Source organism: Thiocystis violacea, from assembly GCF_016583565.1.
GTDB classification, from domain to species: Bacteria; Pseudomonadota; Gammaproteobacteria; order Chromatiales; family Chromatiaceae; genus Thiorhodococcus; species Thiorhodococcus violaceus_A.
In genome coordinates, this window is the sequence record NZ_NRRF01000021.1 from 19,478 (window position 1) to 39,491 (window position 20,014).

19 protein-coding genes are annotated in these 20,014 nt (G+C 65.0%); 8 read left to right on the forward strand and 11 right to left on the reverse strand.

What is annotated here, in order from left to right; genetic code table 11:
- Positions 1–87: 87 nt before the first annotated feature.
- Entirely contained in the window at positions 88–1,701 is a 1,614-nt protein-coding gene (locus tag CKO23_RS10580) for an RNA-binding domain-containing protein (RefSeq protein WP_200330803.1), read from the reverse strand.
- A gap of 368 nt (positions 1,702–2,069) precedes the next feature.
- Here CKO23_RS10580 and CKO23_RS10585 point away from each other — a divergent pair, with 368 nt between their 5' ends.
- From CKO23_RS10585 to CKO23_RS10595, 3 genes are read left to right on the forward strand one after another with little or no spacing between them, the layout of a single operon-like run.
- Positions 2,070–2,552 carry a PH domain-containing protein gene (locus CKO23_RS10585; protein WP_200330805.1) on the forward strand — a complete coding sequence of 161 codons (483 nt, stop codon included), beginning with the start codon at positions 2,070–2,072 and terminating at the stop codon, positions 2,550–2,552.
- Positions 2,553–2,557: 5 nt separating this feature from the next.
- Positions 2,558–2,857 carry a hypothetical protein gene (locus CKO23_RS10590; RefSeq protein ID WP_200330807.1) on the forward strand — a complete coding sequence of 100 codons (300 nt, stop codon included), beginning with the start codon at positions 2,558–2,560 and terminating at the stop codon, positions 2,855–2,857.
- The gene (locus CKO23_RS10595; protein ID WP_200330809.1) at positions 2,857–3,603 is read left to right on the forward strand and encodes a M48 family metallopeptidase; all 747 of its coding nucleotides are present in this window, start codon (positions 2,857–2,859) and stop codon (positions 3,601–3,603) included. Before CKO23_RS10590 ends, CKO23_RS10595 begins: the two co-directional genes overlap by 1 nt.
- Before the next feature lie 15 nt (positions 3,604–3,618).
- Here CKO23_RS10595 and CKO23_RS10600 read toward each other — a convergent pair whose 3' ends face one another.
- Together CKO23_RS10600 and CKO23_RS10605 are read right to left on the reverse strand one after the other, a co-directional pair.
- The gene (locus tag CKO23_RS10600; protein WP_200330811.1) at positions 3,619–3,810 is read right to left on the reverse strand and encodes a hypothetical protein; all 192 of its coding nucleotides are present in this window, start codon (positions 3,808–3,810) and stop codon (positions 3,619–3,621) included.
- 56 nt (positions 3,811–3,866) lie between these two features.
- Entirely contained in the window at positions 3,867–5,366 is a 1,500-nt protein-coding gene (locus CKO23_RS10605) for a leucyl aminopeptidase (RefSeq protein ID WP_200330813.1), read from the reverse strand.
- A 112-nt stretch (positions 5,367–5,478) separates the two neighbouring features.
- Between CKO23_RS10605 and lptG the strand changes: the two genes are divergently transcribed.
- Positions 5,479–6,543, forward strand: coding sequence for an LPS export ABC transporter permease LptG (gene lptG, locus CKO23_RS10610; RefSeq protein ID WP_200330815.1), 1,065 nt, complete (start codon positions 5,479–5,481; stop codon positions 6,541–6,543).
- A gap of 81 nt (positions 6,544–6,624) precedes the next feature.
- Here the strand turns inward: lptG and CKO23_RS10615 are convergent, their stop codons facing one another.
- Positions 6,625–7,098, reverse strand: coding sequence for an RDD family protein (locus CKO23_RS10615; protein ID WP_242482348.1), 474 nt, complete (start codon positions 7,096–7,098; stop codon positions 6,625–6,627).
- Between the two features lie 93 nt (positions 7,099–7,191).
- Here CKO23_RS10615 and CKO23_RS10620 point away from each other — a divergent pair, with 93 nt between their 5' ends.
- Positions 7,192–9,735 carry a PAS domain-containing sensor histidine kinase gene (locus tag CKO23_RS10620; RefSeq protein WP_200330819.1) on the forward strand — a complete coding sequence of 848 codons (2,544 nt, stop codon included), beginning with the start codon at positions 7,192–7,194 and terminating at the stop codon, positions 9,733–9,735.
- Positions 9,732–10,352 carry a response regulator transcription factor gene (locus tag CKO23_RS10625; RefSeq protein ID WP_200330821.1) on the forward strand — a complete coding sequence of 207 codons (621 nt, stop codon included), beginning with the start codon at positions 9,732–9,734 and terminating at the stop codon, positions 10,350–10,352. Before CKO23_RS10620 ends, CKO23_RS10625 begins: the two co-directional genes overlap by 4 nt.
- Positions 10,353–10,407: 55 nt before the next feature.
- On the opposite strand, the gene CKO23_RS10630 is transcribed toward CKO23_RS10625, so the two are convergent.
- Positions 10,408–11,142 carry a class I SAM-dependent methyltransferase gene (locus CKO23_RS10630; protein ID WP_200330823.1) on the reverse strand — a complete coding sequence of 245 codons (735 nt, stop codon included), beginning with the start codon at positions 11,140–11,142 and terminating at the stop codon, positions 10,408–10,410.
- Entirely contained in the window at positions 11,139–12,452 is a 1,314-nt protein-coding gene (locus CKO23_RS10635) for a DUF3419 family protein (protein ID WP_242482349.1), read from the reverse strand. The genes CKO23_RS10630 and CKO23_RS10635 overlap by 4 nt, the downstream gene beginning before the upstream one ends.
- A 211-nt stretch (positions 12,453–12,663) precedes the next feature.
- On the opposite strand from CKO23_RS10635, the gene CKO23_RS10640 reads away from it, so the two are divergent.
- Both CKO23_RS10640 and CKO23_RS10645 read left to right on the forward strand, forming a co-directional pair.
- Positions 12,664–13,647, forward strand: a complete 984-nt coding sequence (locus tag CKO23_RS10640) for an aldolase catalytic domain-containing protein (RefSeq protein WP_200330825.1) — start codon at positions 12,664–12,666, stop codon at positions 13,645–13,647.
- Positions 13,648–13,650: 3 nt separating this feature from the next.
- Positions 13,651–14,940 carry a citrate synthase gene (locus CKO23_RS10645; RefSeq protein ID WP_200330841.1) on the forward strand — a complete coding sequence of 430 codons (1,290 nt, stop codon included), beginning with the start codon at positions 13,651–13,653 and terminating at the stop codon, positions 14,938–14,940.
- A 58-nt stretch (positions 14,941–14,998) separates the two neighbouring features.
- On the opposite strand, the gene CKO23_RS10650 is transcribed toward CKO23_RS10645, so the two are convergent.
- The 5 genes from CKO23_RS10650 to ubiG form a co-directional block, all read right to left on the reverse strand.
- Positions 14,999–16,555 (reverse strand): ATP-binding protein, encoded by a 1,557-nt coding sequence (locus tag CKO23_RS10650; protein WP_200330843.1) that lies wholly within the window; start codon positions 16,553–16,555, stop codon positions 14,999–15,001.
- Positions 16,556–16,617: 62 nt separating this feature from the next.
- Positions 16,618–17,379 (reverse strand): YciK family oxidoreductase, encoded by a 762-nt coding sequence (locus tag CKO23_RS10655; protein ID WP_200330844.1) that lies wholly within the window; start codon positions 17,377–17,379, stop codon positions 16,618–16,620.
- Between the two features lie 185 nt (positions 17,380–17,564).
- Complete coding sequence (locus CKO23_RS10660; RefSeq protein ID WP_200330846.1) at positions 17,565–18,404, reverse strand: squalene/phytoene synthase family protein; 840 nt, start codon at positions 18,402–18,404, stop codon at positions 17,565–17,567.
- The gene (locus CKO23_RS10665) at positions 18,404–19,087 is read right to left on the reverse strand and encodes an HAD family hydrolase (RefSeq protein WP_200330848.1); all 684 of its coding nucleotides are present in this window, start codon (positions 19,085–19,087) and stop codon (positions 18,404–18,406) included. Before CKO23_RS10665 ends, CKO23_RS10660 begins: the two co-directional genes overlap by 1 nt.
- Complete coding sequence (ubiG, locus tag CKO23_RS10670; protein ID WP_200330850.1) at positions 19,080–19,802, reverse strand: bifunctional 2-polyprenyl-6-hydroxyphenol methylase/3-demethylubiquinol 3-O-methyltransferase UbiG; 723 nt, start codon at positions 19,800–19,802, stop codon at positions 19,080–19,082. Before ubiG ends, CKO23_RS10665 begins: the two co-directional genes overlap by 8 nt.
- Between the last annotated feature and the right edge of the window lie 212 nt (positions 19,803–20,014).

Consider the following 20,014-nt stretch of genomic DNA (forward strand, 5'->3'; position numbering starts at 1 on the left):
GTAGGCCGGCTGACACAGCCTGTGCAGTAAGGGTGCGACCACAGCCGCCCCGGCGCGAGTGGCCCCGCACGCCGAGGCGCGACCCGGCTAGAACCTGTTGCGGATGTACCTGAGCGCGCGACTGATGGGGAGCTCGATGTTGGAGGGGCCGTTGCGGATGATGAAGAGTTCGCGCTTCTTGTCGTCACGCAGGATGACCGGCGCCTCGGCGCGCTCGCACTCGACGGCGCCGATGCGCAGCCCGTCGAGATCCAGCAGGAAGAAGCGCACCAGCCTGGCGTACTCAGGTCCCAGGTGTTGGTTGAGCAGGTTCTTGAAGTGCAGTTGGCACTTGTCCTCGTTCTCGAACTTGTCGGCGGCCAATCCCAGGGTGGTTCCGTCATCGGCGATGCCGAGCAGCACGATGCCGCCCTCGGTGTTGAGGAAGGCGGCGACGCCCTTCAGCCAGGCAAGCTCGATCTCCTTGCCCGGCGTCTTGGCGTGCAGGTTCATCCGCATGGTCGACTTGAATTCGAGGTGCGGACCCTCGCCGGAGCCGATGAGGTATCGCAGATCCTGCTCAGGCTGACGGCGGTCGATGCTGAGCTTGGGGAGATCGCGCAGCTGGTGGCTGTACTTGCGCACCACGACGAGCGCCAGGCCCAGACTGGCCCCGAGGATCCCGAGCGTGGTGAGCAGGATGATGTGCCAGCGGCTCTGCAGGATGCTGAGCGTGGCCGAGACGGGCAGGGTCACGGCGATCCAGGCGGCATCCGGATCCTCCGTGAGGGGGCGGAACCCACCCCACCAGTCCTGTCCTCCGCTATGGAAGCGCAGCAGGTCCTCCTGAGGCTGGCCGGCGGCGTTCCAGGCGGCCACCGCGTCGAACTGGAGCGGGCCGCCCATCCGGCTGTTGGCGGAGAAAAAGCCGGCGGTTCGATGGTTCGCGTCACGGGCGTCTGGTTGCGCTGGCTGAACGAAGATGCCGCCCGCGCCGCTGAAGAGAAAGCCCTGTCCGTCGGTGCCGATGTCGAGGCGGTCGATGGTCTCGACGATGGTCTTCAGGGTGATGTCGAACCCAGTCACGCGGACGCGCTCCTGATCTTTCCATGCGATGGACGCCGTGATGCCTGGCACGCCCAGCGAGGTGAAGATATAGGGCGGGCTCCACACCAGCTGGTCGATGTCCTGGAGCGCGTCCTCGTACCAGGGGCGCTTGCGCGGATCGTAGTCCATGCTCAGATCCTGGCGCTCGATCAGCGTCATCGCGCTGTCCCAGCGCGATTGTCGAAACCGCCCCGGGTCGCCGGGCTCGCGCACACGCGTCACCCAATCCGCCCCGTCCCGCTGCAGGAAATACTCCGCCCCGTCCTCCATGGCATCGATGGCGCCGGCAATCTGCCGCATGTGGGCGAGCGTGGGAACGAGCCGCAGATTGAGCTCGTGCTCGTCTGCCGGGGCGATCTCGGCGCTGTGCAGTCCGTCGCGGATGATGAGCAGCTGTTGCTGCACGGGAACCAGCAGGTTGCGGACCTCGTCGCGCACCAAGGTCGTCGCGGCCTCGATGCGGTTCCCCGCGAGATCGTGCTTGATGTCGTCGATGAGGAGGATGTTGATCAGCGCCAGCAGCCCGACGGTGAAGGCGACGAGGAGGATGAGGTCGCGCAGCAGACGTGTGCGAATGGGGCCAGGGGTGACGGTCAACAGCGAGCGGCGCTTCATGGTGCAATGATACCGGTCTGTGATGGTGAGACGGCTTGATGGGGCAACGGCTTGATGGAACGCGTTCAGGCGTCCCGACGGCAGCGCGGCTACCGGGGCTTGCGGCGCCGTTGGTTCATGGTTGCATTGTCGATGATTTGGGCTGCCTGGAACCGGCTGTTCTTCGCAGAACGGGACCGCGTCGCGGCTCAAAACTGCTGCCCGCGGGTCGCTTTCTATGCCGGGGGCTTGCTGCTAGTATCCTCGGCTGGACTCGGATTGGTCGTCGATTGATACTTTAAGTTTTTGTTATTTCTGTAAATAGAAGCCGCTAAGCGACCCTTGATCGAGGCGGTTTCCAGTCCATGCATTCATCTAGGAGTCTGTGTATGTCCGCGATGCTCTACCAAGCCCATCCCTCCGTTCTGCGCATGCGTCCCTTCGGCGTCTTGATGGCGATCGTCCTCCTTCTGGGCGGGATCCTCGTCGCCGTGCTGGGGCCTCAGCTGCTGCCAGCCCAGCTGGTCGGGAGGATCGACGGCAAGGTCCTCCAGATGATTGGCATCGGCATCTTCGCGCTCTCGACCCTGCAGCTCCTCAGCTGGTGGGTCTCCGCGCGGGCCGACCGATTGGTGATCACCGAAGACGAGCTGATCTGGACCCATGGTCTGCTCAGCAAGCAGTACACCGAGATCAACATGTCTTCGGTGCGCACCGTGAGGGTCACTCAAAGCCTCTTTCAGCGCATCATGAACGCGGGCGACATCACTGTCTTCACCGCGGGCGATACGCCAGAGCTTTTCGTCCGCGGCCTGCCGGATCCGGGCGCGATCCGCGAACTGGCCAAGGCTCATCCGCAAGCGGGGGCTTGAGCGCGATGGGCGCCGATAATCGGGGCGATCTCAAGATCTTGGCCGTCGCGATCCTGGCCGCGGTGGTCCTCCTCGTGGTGGTCATCGCCGTCTTCCTGCCGGCGACAGGGCCGGTCCTCGCGTCCATGGGCGAGGGCATGAGCCTCAAGGCGTCCGTCCCCTGGGGGTTCGGCTTGACCGTCGCGCTCTTCGTCGTGTTCGCGATCGTGTCGGGCGATGGCCTGATCGGCGAGCTTCAGTTCATGCTGGGGTCGTTCTTCACCTTCTTTCTGATCCTCACCCTGCTGATCGCCTGGGTCTTCTGATGCCGCCGGCGTTGCATCTGGACCTGCCGGACGGCCGTGGCGTCGACTTCAAGGTTCGCAAGTCGGCCAGGGCGCGCTCGGTGTGGTTGCGCGTCACGGCGCGCGACGGGTTGGTCGTCACCGCGCCCACGGGTGTGCCGCTCGCCGAGGTGATGCGGCTCGTGGCCAACAAGGCGGACTGGGTCGCTCGGCACCTGGATGCCTTCGAGATCCGTGGCCAAACACCCGCCAGCCGCGCCCTGGCGCGGCCGGAAGACATCGCGCTGAGGGCGCTCGATGAGCGGTGGTCGGTCGACTACCGCCAGAGTGCGTCCACCACGGTGAGCGCGCGCGCGGGGCCGTCCAACCAGGTGCTGGTGCTCGGCGCCATTGGCGATCTGGACGCTTGCCAGGCGGCGCTGCGTCGCTGGCTCATGCGCTATGCGAAGGCGGCACTGGAGCCCTGGTTCGACGCGCTTTGCGAAGAGACGGGGCTGAGCTACAGCGGGCTCTCGGTGAAGAATCAGCGCAGCCGTTGGGGCAGCTGCACCCACCAGTGCCGTATCAGCCTGAACGGCAAACTCTTGTTTCTGCCGCCCGAGCAGGTGCGCTATGTGATGGTGCATGAGCTCTGTCACACGCTCGAGCACAACCACTCCACGCGTTTCTGGGAGCGGGTTCGCCGTCACGAGCCGCGGATCGAGCTGATGCACGCCAGCATGCGCGAGGCATGGAGACTGATCCCGGATTGGGCGCATCACCGCTAAGTAACTGCCCATCGTCTACGTTCCGATTCGAGCCTGGTGACGAAGCTCCAGCTTCTTCACCCGCGAGACGAAGCGCTGCTTCGCGAGCTCGAGGATCAGCGCCTGGGTCGACCCAATCAAGGGCCGGAAGCCGCTGAAGTGGTGAAGCAGAGCTTCATCGCTGAGGTCACGAAGCTGGAGCTTCGTGACCAGAAAGACGGGAAGCAATTGATGGACAGTTCCTGGGCGTCGAGCGCCGCGCATCGAGCCGTCTGCCGCCAGTCCTATTTGAGCACCCCGCTGCGCTCCAGCAGGATCTGCGTCAGCAGGGCGACCGGCCGGCCGGTGCCGCCCTTTTCCTTGCCGCCGACCCAGGCGATCCCGGCGATGTCCAAATGCGCCCAGCGGTATTTCTTGGTAAAGCGCGACAGGAAGCAGGCGGCGGTGACGGCGCCGGCTTCGCGGCCGCCGATGTTGGCGATATCGGCGAAGTTGCTGTCGAGCTGGGGCTGATAGTCGTCCCACAGCGGCAGGCGCCAGGCGCGGTCCGCGGCGGCATCGCCGGCCTTGAGGATCTCCTCGGCGAGCCTGTCGTCCGGGGTGAAGAGACCGGCCGGGTGCTTGCCGAGCGCGACCACGCAGGCGCCGGTCAGGGTCGCCATGTCGATGACGACCGCCGGGTCGAAACGTTCGCAATAGGTGAGGGCGTCGCAGAGGATGAGGCGGCCCTCGGCGTCCGTGTTGAGGATCTCGATGGTCTGGCCGGACATGCTGGTGACGATGTCGCCCGGTTTGTTGGCGGCCCCGTCGGGCAGGTTCTCCGAGGACGGCACCACGGCGATGAGGTTGATCGGCAGGCCCAGCTCGCAGGCGGCCAGGACGGTGCCGAAGACACTGGCGCCGCCGCACATGTCGTACTTCATCTCGTCCATCTCGGCGGCCGACTTCAGCGAGATGCCGCCCGCATCGAAGGTGAGGCCCTTGCCGACGAGCACGACGGGCTTGGTATCGGACTTGCCGCCCTTGTAATGCATGATGATCAGCTTCGCCGGCTCGCGGCTGCCGCGCGAGACGGAGAGCAGCGCGCCCATGCCGAGTTCGGCCATCTTGTCCTCGTTGAGCACCTCGACCTTCAGGGCCTTGAAGTCCTTGCCAAGCTGCTGCGCCTTGTCCGCCAGATAGCTCGGGGTGCAGATGTTGCCCGGCAGGTTGCCGAGCTCCTTGGCGAGTGCGACGCCGTTCGCCATGGCGTGACCGTGCCGCACCGCCTGCTCGGCAGCCCCCGTCTCCTGCTTGCCGCCGACCCAGAGCGTGAGACGCTTGAGCGGTGTCTTGGGTGCCTTTTTGTCCTCTTTGGTCTGGCTGTAGCGGTAGACCTTGTCCTGCGCGGCGAGCACGCTGTCACGCAGTGCGGCGTAGAGGTCGGCATCCGTGGGTAAGGGCTCGCTGAGCGCAAGGGTGGCGTCGCCGCAGTGCGTCAGCTGCAGTAAGCCAATGGCGCAGGCGACGACCTTGCGGGCGTTGGCGCGCGTGAGCTCCTTCTTCTTGCCGCAGCCGACCAGCAGCACGCGCTCCGCCGCCAGTCCAGGTACGTCGTAGAGCATGAGCGTCTGGCCGATCTCGCCGTCCAGATCGCCCTTCTTGAGCAGCGCGCTGATCTGTCCGCCGCTGGCTCGGTCGGCCGCCTCGGCGGCTCCGGCGAGCTTGCGGCGATCGAAGACGCCCAGAACGAGGCAGGGGGTCTTGTGCGTGGTGAGATCACCGGTTTTGACTTTGAATTCCATCGCGGGGCTCCTGGCGGTGCTGGAAAGGTCGGCGTTCAGCTGGCTCTGGCCGGCTGGAGATGGTGTTAGGATGCAGGATGCGCAGTCTACAGAATGACGGGTTCGGGTCGAAGTGAGAATCCTCGATCGTTATCTCGCCTGGTCGGTGATCGGTGGCACCCTGCTGACTCTGGGCGTGCTGGTGCCACTCATGGGCGTCTTCATCCTGGCAGATGAGGTGGAGTCGATCGGTGTCGAGCACTATGGCTTCCTGGACGCCTTTCTCTTCATGCTGCTGAGCCTGCCGCGCTACCTCTACCAGGTGTTTCCCATCGCGACGCTGATCGGCGCCTTGATCGGGCTCGGGACGCTCGCCAGCCGTTCGGAGCTGGTCGCCATTCGTGCCGCCGGGTTCTCGCTCGCCCAGATCGTTCGCGCGGCCCTCTTGGGCGGCGTGCTGCTCGCCGTCGTGGCGGTCGTGCTCGGCGAGGTCGTGGCCCCGTTCGCGGAGCAGCGCGCCGTCGAGCTGCGCCGCCAGGCCTTGTCCGGCGATGTCGCCCAGCGCACGCCCTATGGCTTCTGGGCGATCGACGACGGCGCCTATGTGAACATCCGCGACGTTCGCTCCGGCACCAGCCTGAGCGAAATCGATATCTATCGGATCGACGCGGAGAAGGGCTCGCTCGTCGCGACCCATGCGGAGTCGGCGAGCTATCGGGGCGGGCACTGGGAGCTTGAGGGTATCGCCACCAGCCAGGTGAGCACGGACGGCGTCGAGGTGGAGCGTGTGGAGCGCCGGCGTTGGGATTCCATGCTCGCCCCGGATCTGCTCAAGGTCATCGTTGCCGATCCGCAGGGGCTGCCCATCTGGGGGCTCTACAAGTACATTCGCTTCATGACGGTCAATAAGCAGGATGCGGGGGCCTATGAAATCGCCTTCTGGGGCAAGGCGCTGCACCCGGTGCTGACCCTGTCGATGATCCTGGTCGCGATTCCCCTGCTGCTCGGCTCCTCGCGCAGCAGTGGCATTGGCCGGCGCATCTTTGCCGGTGCGCTGGTCGGCATCCTCTACTATCTGCTCAGCCGGACCTTTGCCTACATGGCGCTGGTGTTCGGCATGAGTCCCTTCCTCGCCGCGATTGCGCCGCCGACGCTCTTCATCAGTGCCGCGCTGTTGCTGTTGCGACGTCTGGGGTAGTGGGTGACGCGGTTGACGGGCGGTGTGCGGTGAATGCGGCCCGGCGGGCGCCGGGCCTGACTGCTCAGCTGGGCCTGTTGCTCAGGCGGTCTTTGGGATCATGACGACCCGGGTGCTGGAGCGGCGGTCGTGCAGCGCGAGCCCGTCGCGATTGAACAGGCTCAGCCAGAGCCCGAGCCCGGCCGGCACGAAGCTGACGATGGACCAGAGGAAGCGCTTGAAGGCGGTTGCGGCGCCGATCGAGCCGCCGTCGTTGCCGATGACACGGATGCGCCAGGCGCGCATCCCCAGGGTTTGTCCGCCATGGGTCCAGAAGTAGACGTAGAAGCCGGCGATGACGGCGAGCAGGTACAGCCGCATCAAGGTCAGCGGAAGGAAACTCTCGTAGAGTGGGTGACCGGTGACGACCTCGTAGGGGATGACGATGATGGCGTTGGCCAGCATGAGGATGGCGATCAGCAGCACGAGATCGTACAGCAGGGCACCAAGGCGTCTGAGGATCGAAGGCTTTTTGGCTTGAGAGACGTCGAATTGCATGTGCTTAGTGTCAGGCATGGGTGTTACGGGAAATAGCTTCGTGAAGAAGCCGCCAATGTGATTCGGATATCTATTAAACCACTTCTGTTCAGGGTTTTGCGACGGGTGCCGATGCCCTGGGTCGCCATCGTGGTGGGTCTGGCCGCCGGGACCGCGATCTGGACGCTCCTGGATCAGATTCAGAGCCGGCAGGTCGACAAGATCTTCGAGCAGGAGCTGGAAGTCCAACTGGATCTGCGCGCCCGCGAGAGTCTCATCCGATTCGATCGCTATCTGGCGAGCTATGGCGCGACGACGCGGCTGCTGGCGAATCATCGCAAGCTCTCCGAATATCTGGAGCCCCTGTTCTGGTCGGCCGATGAGACTGTCACCCCGATCGTCTACAAGGATTTCCGGCCCACCTGGCTACCGGACTTCTTCGAGCGCGATGCCTTGACCGCGCCCAGCCAGGTGCTGCTGACCGACCCCCAGGGCCGCGTGCGCGAGATCTTCCAGCCGGGAGCCGAGCCGGCGCCGACGGAGGTCGCGACCCAGGTGCCCAGTCAGTTCGTCGACGAGCGGGATGTGCGCACCGTGGTCGAGCGGCTCGATGAGCGGCTCTATCTGCTGATCAGCGACGCCGTGGAAGATGCGGGCGGCTACGACATGGGCTATCTGGTCGTGCTCGTGCCGGTGGACGATGCCTTTCTGGCGGCCTCCCAGCGGGGCCTCAACGTCGGCCGGGCGGCGGTTGCGCTGGTGGACAGCGCCGATCAGCGCATCGTCGCCAGTGTCGACTCGCGCGCGCTCATGCCCGACTCGATCCTGAGCGACTGGAGTGACACCTACGTCATCACCTCGCAGTCGCTCCCCGAGTATGAGGGGTCGGACTCCAATCTGCTCTTCACGACCTTCGTCCCGCTGACCAGCGTCGAGAAGATGTCGCGCCATGTGCGCATTCTGGAGCGTCGTCAGCGGTTCATCGCGGCGGGCGTGTTCGTGAGTGTCTTCACCGCCGTCATCTACCTGGTCTCCTCGCGTTTGAACAAGGTGCTCAAGCGCATGACCCGCTTCTCCCAGCGCGCGCTGGGCATCGCCGAGCCGGGCTTCGACCGCGGCGGAAATCAACTGGTGCTGCTGGAGGACTGGATCCAGCATTTCACCCAGCTGGTGCTGACCGCCCGCGAGGAGATGAGCCGCAAGCATCAGGCCGAGATGCGTGAGAGCGAGGCGCTCAAGGCGGCCATGATGGAGGCCTCGCTGGACGCCATCGTCACGCTGGACCATCGCGGACGGGTCATCGAGTACAACCCGGCGGCCGAACGGCTCTTCGGCGTGGGCCGTCCCTTCGCGATCGGCGCTATCTTCACCGAGCGCTTTCTGCCTGACGTGACCCGCGCGGCCTTCAAGCGACTGCTGGATCGCTCCCGCCATCTGCACCGCGAGCCACTGGGCCGGGGCGAGCTGATCGCACTGCGCGCCGATGGCTCTGAGGTGCCGGTCGAGATCTCCATCGCGCCGATCGATCTGGTCGACGAGCGCTTCTATACCCTCTACATCCACGACATCAGCAGCCGTAAGCGTGCCGAGCAGGAGATCAAGAGCCTCGCGCGCTTTGCCAGCGAGAGCCCGAACCCCATCCTGCGTGTCACTGACGCGGGGCTCATCGTCTATGCCAACAGCGCCAGCCGGCCCTTGCTGCGTGCCTGGGACGCCGATCCGGGCGAGAGTCTGCCGCCGGAATGGGGTGCCGAGGTCGCGATCGCGGCGCAGACGAGCCGTCCACTGGAGCGTGAGCTGGATGTCTCCGGACAGGTCTACTCATTGCTGCTCGCGCCGATTCGCGATCTCGGCTACGTGAACATCTACGCGCGTGACATCACCGCCGTGCGGCGCGCCGAGCAGGAGTCCCGTCAGCATCAGGCCGAGCTGGTGCACGTCTGCCGCCTCAGCACCATGGGCGAGGTAGCGACCGGCATGGCGCATGAGTTGAACCAGCCGCTGTCCGCCATTGTCAATTACGCCAACGGCTGCACCCGGCGTCTGCAGAGCGGCGTGGGCGAGCCGGAGGCGCTGATCGGGGCGATGAACCAGATCACCGCCCAGGCCAAGCGGGCGAGCGAGATCATCCGGCGCCTGCGCGCCCTGGTCGGCAAGCAGCCGCCGACACGTTCGCAGGCGGATCTGAACCATCTGGTACGCGAGGTCTGCTCCTTCCTGGAGTTCGAGACCCATCGGCTCGGGATGCAGATCGAGCTGGAGCTGGCCGACACCGAGATCCCCATCTGTGTCGATCTGGTCCAGGTCGAGCAGGTGCTGCTCAATCTGGTCGGCAATGCCCTGGACGCGTTGGAGGCGATGCCCGAGGGCGAGCGGCGGCTGCGCATCCGCACCGCGCGGGTGGGCGCTGTCGCCGAGGTGATGGTGGGAGACAATGGCCCCGGCATCGAGGCGGAGCGCATCTCGGGGCTGTTCGATCCCTTCGTGACCACCAAGGACAAGGGGATGGGGATGGGGCTGGCGATCAGCCAAACCATTGCCGAAAATCACGACGGACGCATTTGGGCCGAGTCCGAACTTGGCGTGGGCTCGGCCTTTTACATGACTTTGCCGCTCTCGGAAACCGCCAAGGATGCCGAGGTCGGCGCGACTGAATCGCTGGAAACACTTGGATGACTTTTGACGCAACCGTTTTTGTCGTCGACGACGATCAGGCCATGCGGACCTCGCTGCAGTGGCTGATCGAGACCACTGGGATGTCGGTGCAAACCTATGACTCCGCGGACGCCTTTCTGGCCAAGTATTATCCGGGCCGGGCGGGGTGTCTGCTGCTGGATGTACGCATGCCGGGCATGAGCGGGCTGGAACTGCAGGCCCATCTCGCCCGCGAGGGCTATCGCCTGCCGGTCATCCTGATCACCGGCCACGGCGACGTGGCCATGGCCGTCAAGGCCATGAAGGCGGGTGCCGTGGACTTCATCGAGAAGCCCTTTCACGACGAGGATCTGCTGCGCAGCATCCGCAATGCCCTGGAATACGACCAGAAGACCCGCGCCAGCCGCTCCGCGAGGGCCGAGATCGCCATGCGGCTCGCGGAGTTGACCCCGCGCGAGCACGAGGTCATGGCGATGGTGACGGATGGCAGATCCAACAAGGAGATCGCCTCGACGCTGGGCGTCAGTGCCAAGACGGTCGAGGCGCACCGCTCCCGCGTGATGGAGAAGATGCGTGCCGACTCCCTGGCGGAGCTGGTCCGCATGGCCCTGATCGCGGCGCCGGATTCGCCGCTCTGATGCCTCCTTGCGCCGCCCGGCCCGGCGTCTTGCCGGGCGGCTATGTCCGCCCCCTCTATGGCGCGTCGAGCGCGACCGGCTTGCGACCCACGAAGACGTAGTAGGGCACCTTGAGTCCCTCCAGATAGGGCAGGGGCGCGCGCCGCTCCAGCAATTGATGATGCGCCAGGCGCTCACGCAGTAAGCGCAGGTGATCGGGACTCGGGCGAACGCCGTCGTGTCCGAACCAACGCGGCCAGAAGTGACGTGTGAAGGCGCCGTGGCACACCTCGCCGGGGCCACCCCGCGCATCCGAGACATAGAAATCGACGACGCCCAGTTTCCCGCCGGGTTTCAGGACGTCGATGGCGTTGAGGATGGCGCCTCGCCAATCCGGGATCATGGTCAGGGAGTAGGAGAAGTAGATCGCGTCCGGCGGATCCTGCGGCCGATAGCGCGTCGCGTCCGCCTCGATGATCCGCACGTTGCCCAGGCCCTCCAGGCGCTTGCGCGCCTGCTCAAGCAAGGCGGGGCAGAGGTCGACCAGTTCGACGCGTTCGAAGGTCGCGAGCCGCTGGCCGAAATGGACGAGATTGCTCCCGGTCCCGCCCCCCAGTTCGAGGATCCGCGCACCCGCGGGCAGGTCCATGAACCGAATCAATGCCTCGCGTCCTTGCAGCAACCGCTCGCGAAAGCGGTCGTAGTCCGCCGCTTGCGGGGCGTAGAAGGCCTGGAGCCGCTCGGCCTGAGACCCCCGACGGGGTTGGCCGAGCAGCAGGCGCAGCAGGACGCGTGCGTCGGAGGCGATCATGCCCGCACGTCTGCGATGTGGAAGCCGGCATAGGTGTGAACGCGGTCGAGAAGACTCAGACGTTGGGCCAGCTCCGGATGGAATTGGAGGCGATCGCGCAGCGGGGTGCGCGCCGCGCCAAGCTCGATGCGATCGAGGTAGCTCGGCGCTGCATGCGCGCTGCGGAAGATGATGCGTGCATCCGCGCTCGCACGCGCGAGGATGGCTTGCCACTCCTCCGCGAGCGCCTCCGGATGGTAGGAACTCATCCAGTCCATGTGGTCGAGGAGGACGAGCTTGGAGATCCGCTCGTCCGTGCCCTGCAGGAATTCGGTCACGGTCGAGGTATGCAGAACCAGCCGGTCGACGAGGCCGGCCTTCAGGCGATCGAAGTTCTCGGCCTTGAGGTACTCGGGACAGCAGTGCTCCGTATAGCGGCCCCTGAGATAGACCGACCAGAAGTAGTTCGACGCGATCGGCAGTTGGCGGAAGACGTACTCGATGGCGTCCTGAACGAAGCCCGCGACGCCGCGCAGGTGCTGCGCCTGAACTTCCTTACGCTGCGGGTGCGGCACCCCGAGCATGCTCATGGTGAGCTGGCGCGAGAGCGTCCACTTGACGCTGGGCGTCCAGATGAGCGGGCAGACTCGAGTGTCGTAGATCAGCCGCTGGTCGTCGATCGAGTCGGTTTCGAAGAGGTCCCGCACGCTCGCGGCCAGGCGCGGGCGCACCTTGAGATAGGCGTGAAAGAGTCGCGCGACGATGCCGGAGAGCCCGTGGAAGTAGAAGCTGCCGTTCGGATTGCCGAACCAGGCGGCGCGCCGATCCCAGAACCGCAGCGCGAAGGGAGACAGCTCCTCGCGCAGCACGTCCTGATAGATGGCGCGAAATTCCGGGTGGAAGCCATGGCCGAAGATGGCGAAGAAGTCCGCGTGCGCGAGCCGGCGGATCGCCGCCAGCTTGAGCTCCAGGAGGGCATTCTGGCGTGGGTTGGCGTCGACGGCGTGGATGCGCTTGGGCGCGGTCAGCGCATAGTCCAGCACGTTGCATCCGGCGCTGGTGATCACCATCAGCGTGTCGTCCGGCTGGAGATCGAGCGCGAGCCGATCGACCGCCGGATCCTCCCAGCAGGTGTTGTAGACCAACGCCCTGGAGTAGATGGCATTGAAAACCTGCTGATCGATACGGTCGGACAGTGTGGGCTTGGCGCGGCTTGCGAGGGTGTTCAGAGAGGGCCTCCCGGCGACACGGCGTTCCGGCCGATCGCGATCAGGGTCACATGAAATCACGTCAGGATAGGCGTCGGCTGTGACCGCCTGATGGCGGTTCAAAGACGAATCCGTTGCCCCTGCGGGTTCGCGATGTTGCGCTGCGGCAATTCATCCGTAGGGTGTCATTGCTCGTCAGGCGCCTAAGGCTCACAATCCTTGGAGACGTCACGCATCGACCGGGGCCTTCGCCGCTTTCGCGCTTCCAGAGCGAACCCGGCAGCCGCCAGTCGGAGCGTGGCCTTCCATTCAATGACCACCCGGAGAACGACAGATGTCAGAAAAGGCCCCCTGGATCACCTTCCGACCAGAGCTCAAGGTGCTCGATTGCACCGTCAGGGACGGGGGGCTGGTGAATGCCCATCAGTTCAGCGACGACTTCGTCAGGGCCGTGTATCAGGCCTGCGTGGACGCCGGCATCGACTACATGGAAATCGGCTACAAGAACTCCGCCAAGATCTTCCCCAAGGAGAAGTTCGGGGCCTGGCGTCACTGCGACGAGGCGGATCTGCAGCGCGTCGTGGGCGATCATGACGCGGCCAAGACCGGCCTCAAGCTCGCGGCCATGGCGGACGCGGGGAAGAGTGACTGGGAAACCCAGATCGTTCCGGCGGCGGAGAGCCCCTTGTCGACGATCCGCGTCGCCTTCTACGCCCATCAGGTCTCGGAAGCCGTGGACATGATCCGCCACGCGACCGAGCTGGGCTATGAGGCCACCGCGAACCTCATGGCGGTCTCCAATATCACGGAGGAGGAGATCGACACGGTTCTGGAGGCGATCGCACCCACGCCGGCCAGCACCATGGTCATCGTCGACAGCTTCGGCTATCTCTACCGCGAGCAGATCGACCGGCTCTACAAGAAATATGCCTCGGCGCTGGCGGGGACTGGCAAGGAGATCGGCATCCATGCCCACAACAACCTGCAGCTGGCCTTTGCCAACACCATCGAGGCCATCATCCTCGGCTGCAACCGGGTGGACTCCACGCTTTTCGGTTTCGGACGCGGCGCCGGCAACTGTCATACCGAGCTGCTGCTGGGCTTCCTGCGCAATCCCAAGTTCGAGGTGCGCCCGGTGATCGATGTGATCCAGAAGCACATCATGCCGCTGCGCAACGAGCTGGATTGGGGGCCGTCCATCCCCTACAACATCACCGGTCAACTCAACCAACATCCGCGTAGCGCGATCGAGTGGCGCGAAGGGGCGACCCCGGACGACTTCCTGGGTTTTTACGACAAGCTGGTGGCCGAGATCTAATGTATGTCCAATGACGCGATCCTGATCCTGGGTGAAAACGAATATCGATTTCCTGTCATCGAGGGGAGCGAGGGCGAGCGCGCCATCGACATCCAGGCTCTGCGAGCGCGAACCGGGCATATCACGCTCGATCCAGGCTACGGCAATACCGGGAGCTGCGAGAGCGCCATCACCTTCATCGATGGCGAGCGGGGGATCCTCCGCTATCGCGGCATCCCCATCGAGCAGTTCGAGCAGGCGCCGAATTTCGTCGAGGTCGCCTGGCTGCTCATCTTTGGACATCTGCCAAGCGCGGACGAGTACAAGGCCTTCTCGGACGATCTGACGGCCTGTGCCAACCTCGACGAGAGCATGAAGCACCACTTCGAGGGCTTCCCGCGCTCGGCGCCCCCCATGGCTATCCTCTCGGCCATGATCAACGCCCTGTCCTGCTTCCATCCGGAGTTCTTCGAGCTGGAAGACGCCGATCGCTTCCGGGTCGCCGCGGCCGGGCTCATCAGCAAGATCCGCACGATCGCGGCCTATGCCTACCGCCACTCGGTCGGCCAGCCCTACATCTACCCCAATCCGGCGTTGCGCTATGTGCCGAACTTTCTGCACATGATGTTCTCGCAGCCCTATGCGGAGCACCTGTGCGATCCGATCGTGCGGGATGCCATCAACCTGGTGCTGCTGCTGCACGCGGACCACGAGCAGAATTGCTCGACCTCGACCGTTCGGATGGTCGGCTCCAGTCAGGCGAACCTCTTCGCCTCCTGTGCGGCCGGGGTCTGTGCTCTTTGGGGGCCGCTGCATGGCGGCGCCAATGCCGCGGTGCTGGACATGCTTGAGCAGATCCATCAGGGCCAGATCAGCCCGGAGGAGTACGTGCGGCTCGCGAAGGACAAGGACAGCAAGGTGCGGCTGATGGGCTTCGGGCATCGGGTCTACAAGAACTTCGACCCGCGCGCCAAGATGCTGGGCAGGGTGGCCGAGCGGCTCCTGCCCACGCTCGGGTACAAGGATCCGCTGCTCGACATCGCCCGCAAGCTCGAAGAGATCGCGCTGGAGGATCCTTACTTCGTCGAGCGCAAGCTCTACCCCAATGTCGATTTCTACAGCGGCATCATCATGCGCGCCATCGGCATCCCGACCAATATGTTCACGGTCATGTTCGCCATCGGCCGACTGCCGGGCTGGATCGCCCATTGGTGGGAGCAGTCCCAAACGCAGGGCAGCCGCATCGCGCGTCCGCGCCAGATCTACGTCGGGCCGGGCGTGACCGATCACGTGCCCCGGGATGCGCGATCCTGAGGTGGGCTCAGTCCGCGTTGAGGCTCAGTCCGCGTTGAGGCTCAGTCTGCGTTGAGGCTCAGTCTGCGTCGAGCGTCTCGACCTCGAATCCCACGACCGTGCGACGCTCGCGACTGAATTCGACGCCGATCAGGTGGATGGGCTGGCCGTCGGCAAGGTACTTGTCGGCGTAGCCGCGCGCTTGGATCTGCTGCAAGGCGCGCCCCTCTGGCGTCAGCTCCACGACCTTGAACTCGAAGAGATAGGTCTGGCCGTTGAATCGAACCGCCATGTCCAGCCGACCCTTGTTGCTGGCATCTTCCACGGTCACGCGGAGGCCCAGCGCCGCGAAGTAGGCGTAGAAAACGCTGGCGTAGTAGCCCTCGTACTGCGCGATGGGGTTATTGCGATACCAGTCGCTGGGAACGCTGGCGAAGAAGGCGCTGAAAAGGCGCTCCAGCCCCTCGAAGTCGTTCGCGAGCAGCAGGCGATACAGTGACTTGCGGTGATGGACGTCGGCCTGGGGGTCGGGTGTCCAGGCATCGAGCAGGGCCGTGCTCAGGCTCTGGTAGACCTCGCGGTTCGGGTAGCGCAGGCGATAGAAGTAGCTGCCACTGATTTCCTCCTCGACATCGATCGTCAGATAGCCGCTCTGGAACATCAGCGCCTCGGTGGTGATGTGGTCGACATCGAAGGCTGAGAGCAGGGCGGCATCCGTTTCGAGCCGGTCGAGCCCTGGGAGCCAGGTTTGGCGCTGGGTGAGCAGGTCGATGAGGAAGGTCGGCGTGCCGGTCTCGAACCACCAGGGGCGAAACTGGCGCTTCTGGAAGAGCAGGAGCAGATCGAAGGGGTTGTAGACGGACTCTCCCGTCCAGTTATAGCCGTTGTACCAATGCCGTACTTCGTCGCGATCCAAGTCATTCGTCTCAGGACTGAAGACGTTGTCGACGTCCGCTTCGGTGTAGCCGCAGACGGCCGAATATTTCGCGTCCACGGTGATGTCGACCAGATTGTTCAGTCCCGAAAAGAGGCTGGCCTTGCTGAACTTACTGACGCCGGTCAGGAAGGCAAAGCGGACGTCGGCGTCGGCCGCCTTGATGACCGAGTAGAGGTTGCGCAGCCCGTCGCGCAACTCGCGGGCCGTCTCCGGATGGGTGAGGTTGTCGAGAATGGGCTTGTCGTACTCATCGACGAGCACGACCACGCGCTGACCACGCAGAGCCTGTGCCTGGCGAATCAGTTCGCCGAAGGTGCCGGCGACATCCAGTCCTTCGAGAAGGGCGACGCCGAGCGCCTGGGCGTTGATGCGCAGGAGGTCGTAGATGCGTCGATCCAGCTCCTCACGGCTGCGCACGATACCGCCGGCGAAACTGAGGCGGATCACCGGAAAGGACTGCCCCCAATCCCACTGGGAATGGATCGCCAGCCCCTGAAACAGGGGCTCGTTCCCGCTGAAGATCTCGGCGAGCGTGTCGAGGAAGAGCGACTTCCCGAAGCGCCGCGGCCTGGACAGAAAGTAGTATTTGCCTGCCCGAATCAGATCCAGCGCAAAGCCCGTCTTGTCGACGTAGTAGCAGTCCTCTTCCCGAATCTCGCGGAAGGTCTGGATGCCGATCGGCAGGCGTTTGCGCGTCATCTGGTGTCCTCGGCAGGCAGCAGGATTCGCCCGAATTCTAGTCCAGGGCTCAGGCGCGCTCGCTACGCCAGCCGGCCTGTCTGAGGATCGACCCCAAAGGCCTGCCCCGTCTTGCCGCGGCCCTCTGGACCCAGGAGCGCGAGATAGGCGCCGGTGACGGTCTCCGGCAGGGGATTCGCATTCGGATCCTCGCCCGGGTAGAGGGTCGCGCGCATGGTGGTGCGAACGATGCCCGGATCGATGCTGTTGACGCGAATCGTACCGCTTTCGCGCGTCTCTTCCGCTAGGACCTGCATCAGCCCCTCGATGCCGAACTTCGCGGCGGCGAAGGCGCCCCAGTAGGCCTTGCCGGTGCGCCCGACACGGTCGGAGGTGAAGACGATGGAGGCGTCCTCGGCGGCGCGCAGCAGCGGCAGGCAGGCTTGGGTGAGCAGGAAGGGCGCGTTCAGGTTGACCGTGATCACCTTTTCCCACTCCTTCACGTCGTAGTCGTCGATGCGGCTCAGGTAGGGCGCGAAGGCCGCGCAGTGGACCAGACCGTCCAGTCGACCGAAGGTGTCGCCGATGACGTTGGCGGCGGCGATGTAGTCGGCCTCGGTCGCCTTATGCAGATTCAGCGGCAAGATGGCGGGCTCGGGACCGCCGTTCTCGAGGATCTTGTCATAGACGGGTTCGAGATCCTTCTCCTTGAAGGCGGATAGAACGACGGTCGCACCTTCGGCGGCGCTGGCGAGGGCGACGGCTTGACCGATGCCTTCGAGCGCGCCCGTCACCAGGATGATGCGCCCTTGAAGCGATTTGCCGTCAGTCGGGGTTTGGTCCATCGATGGATGTGCCTCTTTATTCAGTTGTCAGGTGTCAGTTTTCAGGTGTCAGTGCCGATGGGGTGGCTCGCAGCCGATCCTGTCACGTGCTTCTTGGCGCTCTGTGCCTGGGATGGTTGCGGAGCGGGCGATGCGGCTGGCGGAATTCTCGTCGCGGCGAGGGGATACCGCATTGAGGTTTGCGGTTAAGCCCCGCGATGCTCTCGCCAGGCGTGCCAGAGCTTGCGCATCGGCGTGAGCGCGATGCGCTGGCCGAGCACGTCGAATCCGCTCGCGGCAAGCTCATCGAGCAGCAGCCTCTGCAGGCGCTGATGGATGCGCAGCGTGACGGGCAAGCGAGCCGCGTCTTTGACGCTCGCCGCTCCGAAAGCGGCGACCTGCGCGCCAGCGGCGCTCAACATCCCGGGCAGTGCCGCACGCCCGTCGGGACCGGAAAGCCGCTCCGGGATCAGATCCGCCGCGGCGAGCTGGTCCGATGGCAGAATCCCCAGCCGTCCTCGGCGCAGCAGCCAGCCGCTGTCCCTGAGTCGGTCCACCAGGGCGCAGTAGGTGCCGGCCCGTCTGGCGCTGGCGAGGTCGGCAGGATCGGAGCAGCCGAAGCAGCGCGCAACCAGCTCGGCGATCGACCCGAGATCAGCCTCGGCGCTCGCAACCCAGGCCGCCTGATCCTTTGGAAACGCCCGCGCGAGCACGCCGGCCTGAACCTGGATGACCTCCAGAAAGGGTTCCCGTGGCAATCCCGCGCGCTCAATCACCGGTGCCAGGCACTTGCTCAGCGGATGACGGGCCTCGCCGTCGTCGATGCGCGCCAGCTCCGAGCGCCACCAGTCGAGCTTGGCCGCGGCAACCCCAGGGTCCGTTACCTCGTCCAGCACCGCGCGGATCGCGTGACGCCAGCCGAAGAGGGCGGCAAGGTCGTCCCGGATCGGCGGCGGTGCGAAGCGGATACTGTAGTAGATCGACGAGCCGGGCGGGGTCGCCGCGTTGGGGAAGTCCCACGCGGACGGGGTGTCACGCTCGCCCATCAGTCGGCGGATTCCGGCAGCCAGCTCAGGACGTCGAGCGGATGATCGACCATGCCATGCGCGCCCCAGGTCGAGGCGTCGTCATCGGGTCCGAGATAGCCGAAGAGGGCGGCGAGGGTGCCCATGCCGGCAGCCAATCCGGCGCGGATGTCGCGCTCGGCGTCACCCAGGTACCAGCAGCGGGCGGGTTCGACCGCGATCAGCTCGCAGGCGTGGAACATGGGGTCCGGGTGCGGCTTTGGCCGCGCGGCGGTATCGCCACAGACGATGCAGGCTGCCCGATCCAAAAAGCCGATCTGTTCCATCAGCGGCAGCGTGAGATCGGTCGCCTTGTTGGTCACGATGCCCCAGGGGACGCCGCGCGCCTCCAGCGCATCAACCAAGTCCGGGATTCCGGGGAAGGGGACTGTCTGTTCGACGAGCGCGGCGGCGTAGATCGCAAGGTATTCGGTGCGAAGCGGCTCGAACGCGGCGTCCTGGGGTTCCAGGTCGAATCCGACCTTGAGGATGCCCCTGGCACCGTAGGAGCAAAAGGGTCGCACCTGTTCGAACGGCAGCCCGTCGCGGTCACGCGCATTGAGCATTTTCGTCAGCGCCGCGACCATGTCGGGCGCTGTATCCGCGAAGGTACCGTCCAGATCGAAGAGGACGGCGCCGTCGCGCGCCGGATGCGGCTTAGGCATGGGTGTCGCGCACGCAACTGACCAGATAGTTCACGTCCAGATTGTGCGGGTCGAGCCGATAGACCTGGGTCAGCAGGTTGTAGACCATGCCCGTCATGTCGACCGTGCGCATGCTGGTTGGCCGGATCCAAGAGTCCAGCTCGGAGGGTCGGATGAAACGGGAGTAGTCATGCGTGCCGCGCGGCAGCATGCCCATGACGTACTCCGCGCCCACGACCGCCAGCAGATAGGCCTTGGGGTTGCGGTTCAGGGTGGAGAAGAAGACCTGCCCGCCAGGCCGAACCAGGCGCGCGCAGGCATCCACCACGGACGCCGGATTGGGGACGTGCTCCAGCATCTCCATGCAGGTCACGACGTCGAAGCTGTCCGGCTGCTCCAGGGCGAGGGCCTCGACCGGAACGCGGCGGTACTCGACCTCCACGCCGGTCTCCAGGGTATGCAGCTCCGCCACGCGCAGCGGCATATCGCCCATGTCGATCCCCGTCACCTGCGCCCCGCGTAGCGCCATGCTCTCGGAGAGGATGCCGCCGCCGCAGCCGACATCCAGGATCCGCTTGCCGGCCAGCCCGCCGGCACCACGCTCGACGTAGTCCAGGCGCAGCGGATTGATGTCATGAAGCGTCTTGAACTCGCTGTGCGGATCCCACCAACGGGAGGCGAGTTCTTCGAATTTGCTGATCTCGGCGCGATCGACGTTGTGGCTGTGCTCGGTCATGTTCAGGGATCCGGAAAGGCTAGTGAGTGCTGGAGCAATCGGACACTCCAGGCGCTCAGATGGTTGCAGATGCGCCAATTCTAAACGACCGGCCGCCGAAAGGATCGCCCGGAGCGCCGAGAGTTCGAAGGACGAGAACGGGGGCTCCGCCAAGCGGTCCGTGGCGAGTCGCCCTCTCACGCCTCAAGTGCATCCGACGAGGGCTAGCTTGA

Excerpts from the sequence above, each read along its gene's own strand:
- CKO23_RS10630 (WP_200330823.1), bottom strand. The coding sequence starts at position 11,142 with ATGATCGCCTCCGACGCACGCGTCCTGCTGCGCCTGCTGCTCGGCCAA.
- CKO23_RS10585 (WP_200330805.1), top strand. The coding sequence starts at position 2,070 with ATGTCCGCGATGCTCTACCAAGCCCATCCCTCCGTTCTGCGCATGCGT.
- CKO23_RS10625 (WP_200330821.1), top strand. The coding sequence starts at position 9,732 with ATGACTTTTGACGCAACCGTTTTTGTCGTCGACGACGATCAGGCCATG.
- ubiG (WP_200330850.1), bottom strand. The coding sequence starts at position 19,802 with ATGACCGAGCACAGCCACAACGTCGATCGCGCCGAGATCAGCAAATTC.
- CKO23_RS10660 (WP_200330846.1), bottom strand. The coding sequence starts at position 18,404 with ATGGGCGAGCGTGACACCCCGTCCGCGTGGGACTTCCCCAACGCGGCG.
- CKO23_RS10620 (WP_200330819.1), top strand. The coding sequence starts at position 7,192 with ATGCCCTGGGTCGCCATCGTGGTGGGTCTGGCCGCCGGGACCGCGATC.
- CKO23_RS10655 (WP_200330844.1), bottom strand. The coding sequence starts at position 17,379 with ATGGACCAAACCCCGACTGACGGCAAATCGCTTCAAGGGCGCATCATC.
- CKO23_RS10615 (WP_242482348.1), bottom strand. The coding sequence starts at position 7,098 with ATGCCTGACACTAAGCACATGCAATTCGACGTCTCTCAAGCCAAAAAG.
- CKO23_RS10650 (WP_200330843.1), bottom strand. The coding sequence starts at position 16,555 with ATGACGCGCAAACGCCTGCCGATCGGCATCCAGACCTTCCGCGAGATT.
- CKO23_RS10590 (WP_200330807.1), top strand. The coding sequence starts at position 2,558 with ATGGGCGCCGATAATCGGGGCGATCTCAAGATCTTGGCCGTCGCGATC.
- CKO23_RS10665 (WP_200330848.1), bottom strand. The coding sequence starts at position 19,087 with ATGCCTAAGCCGCATCCGGCGCGCGACGGCGCCGTCCTCTTCGATCTG.
- CKO23_RS10645 (WP_200330841.1), top strand. The coding sequence starts at position 13,651 with ATGTCCAATGACGCGATCCTGATCCTGGGTGAAAACGAATATCGATTT.
- CKO23_RS10595 (WP_200330809.1), top strand. The coding sequence starts at position 2,857 with ATGCCGCCGGCGTTGCATCTGGACCTGCCGGACGGCCGTGGCGTCGAC.
- CKO23_RS10580 (WP_200330803.1), bottom strand. The coding sequence starts at position 1,701 with ATGAAGCGCCGCTCGCTGTTGACCGTCACCCCTGGCCCCATTCGCACA.
- CKO23_RS10640 (WP_200330825.1), top strand. The coding sequence starts at position 12,664 with ATGTCAGAAAAGGCCCCCTGGATCACCTTCCGACCAGAGCTCAAGGTG.
- CKO23_RS10605 (WP_200330813.1), bottom strand. The coding sequence starts at position 5,366 with ATGGAATTCAAAGTCAAAACCGGTGATCTCACCACGCACAAGACCCCC.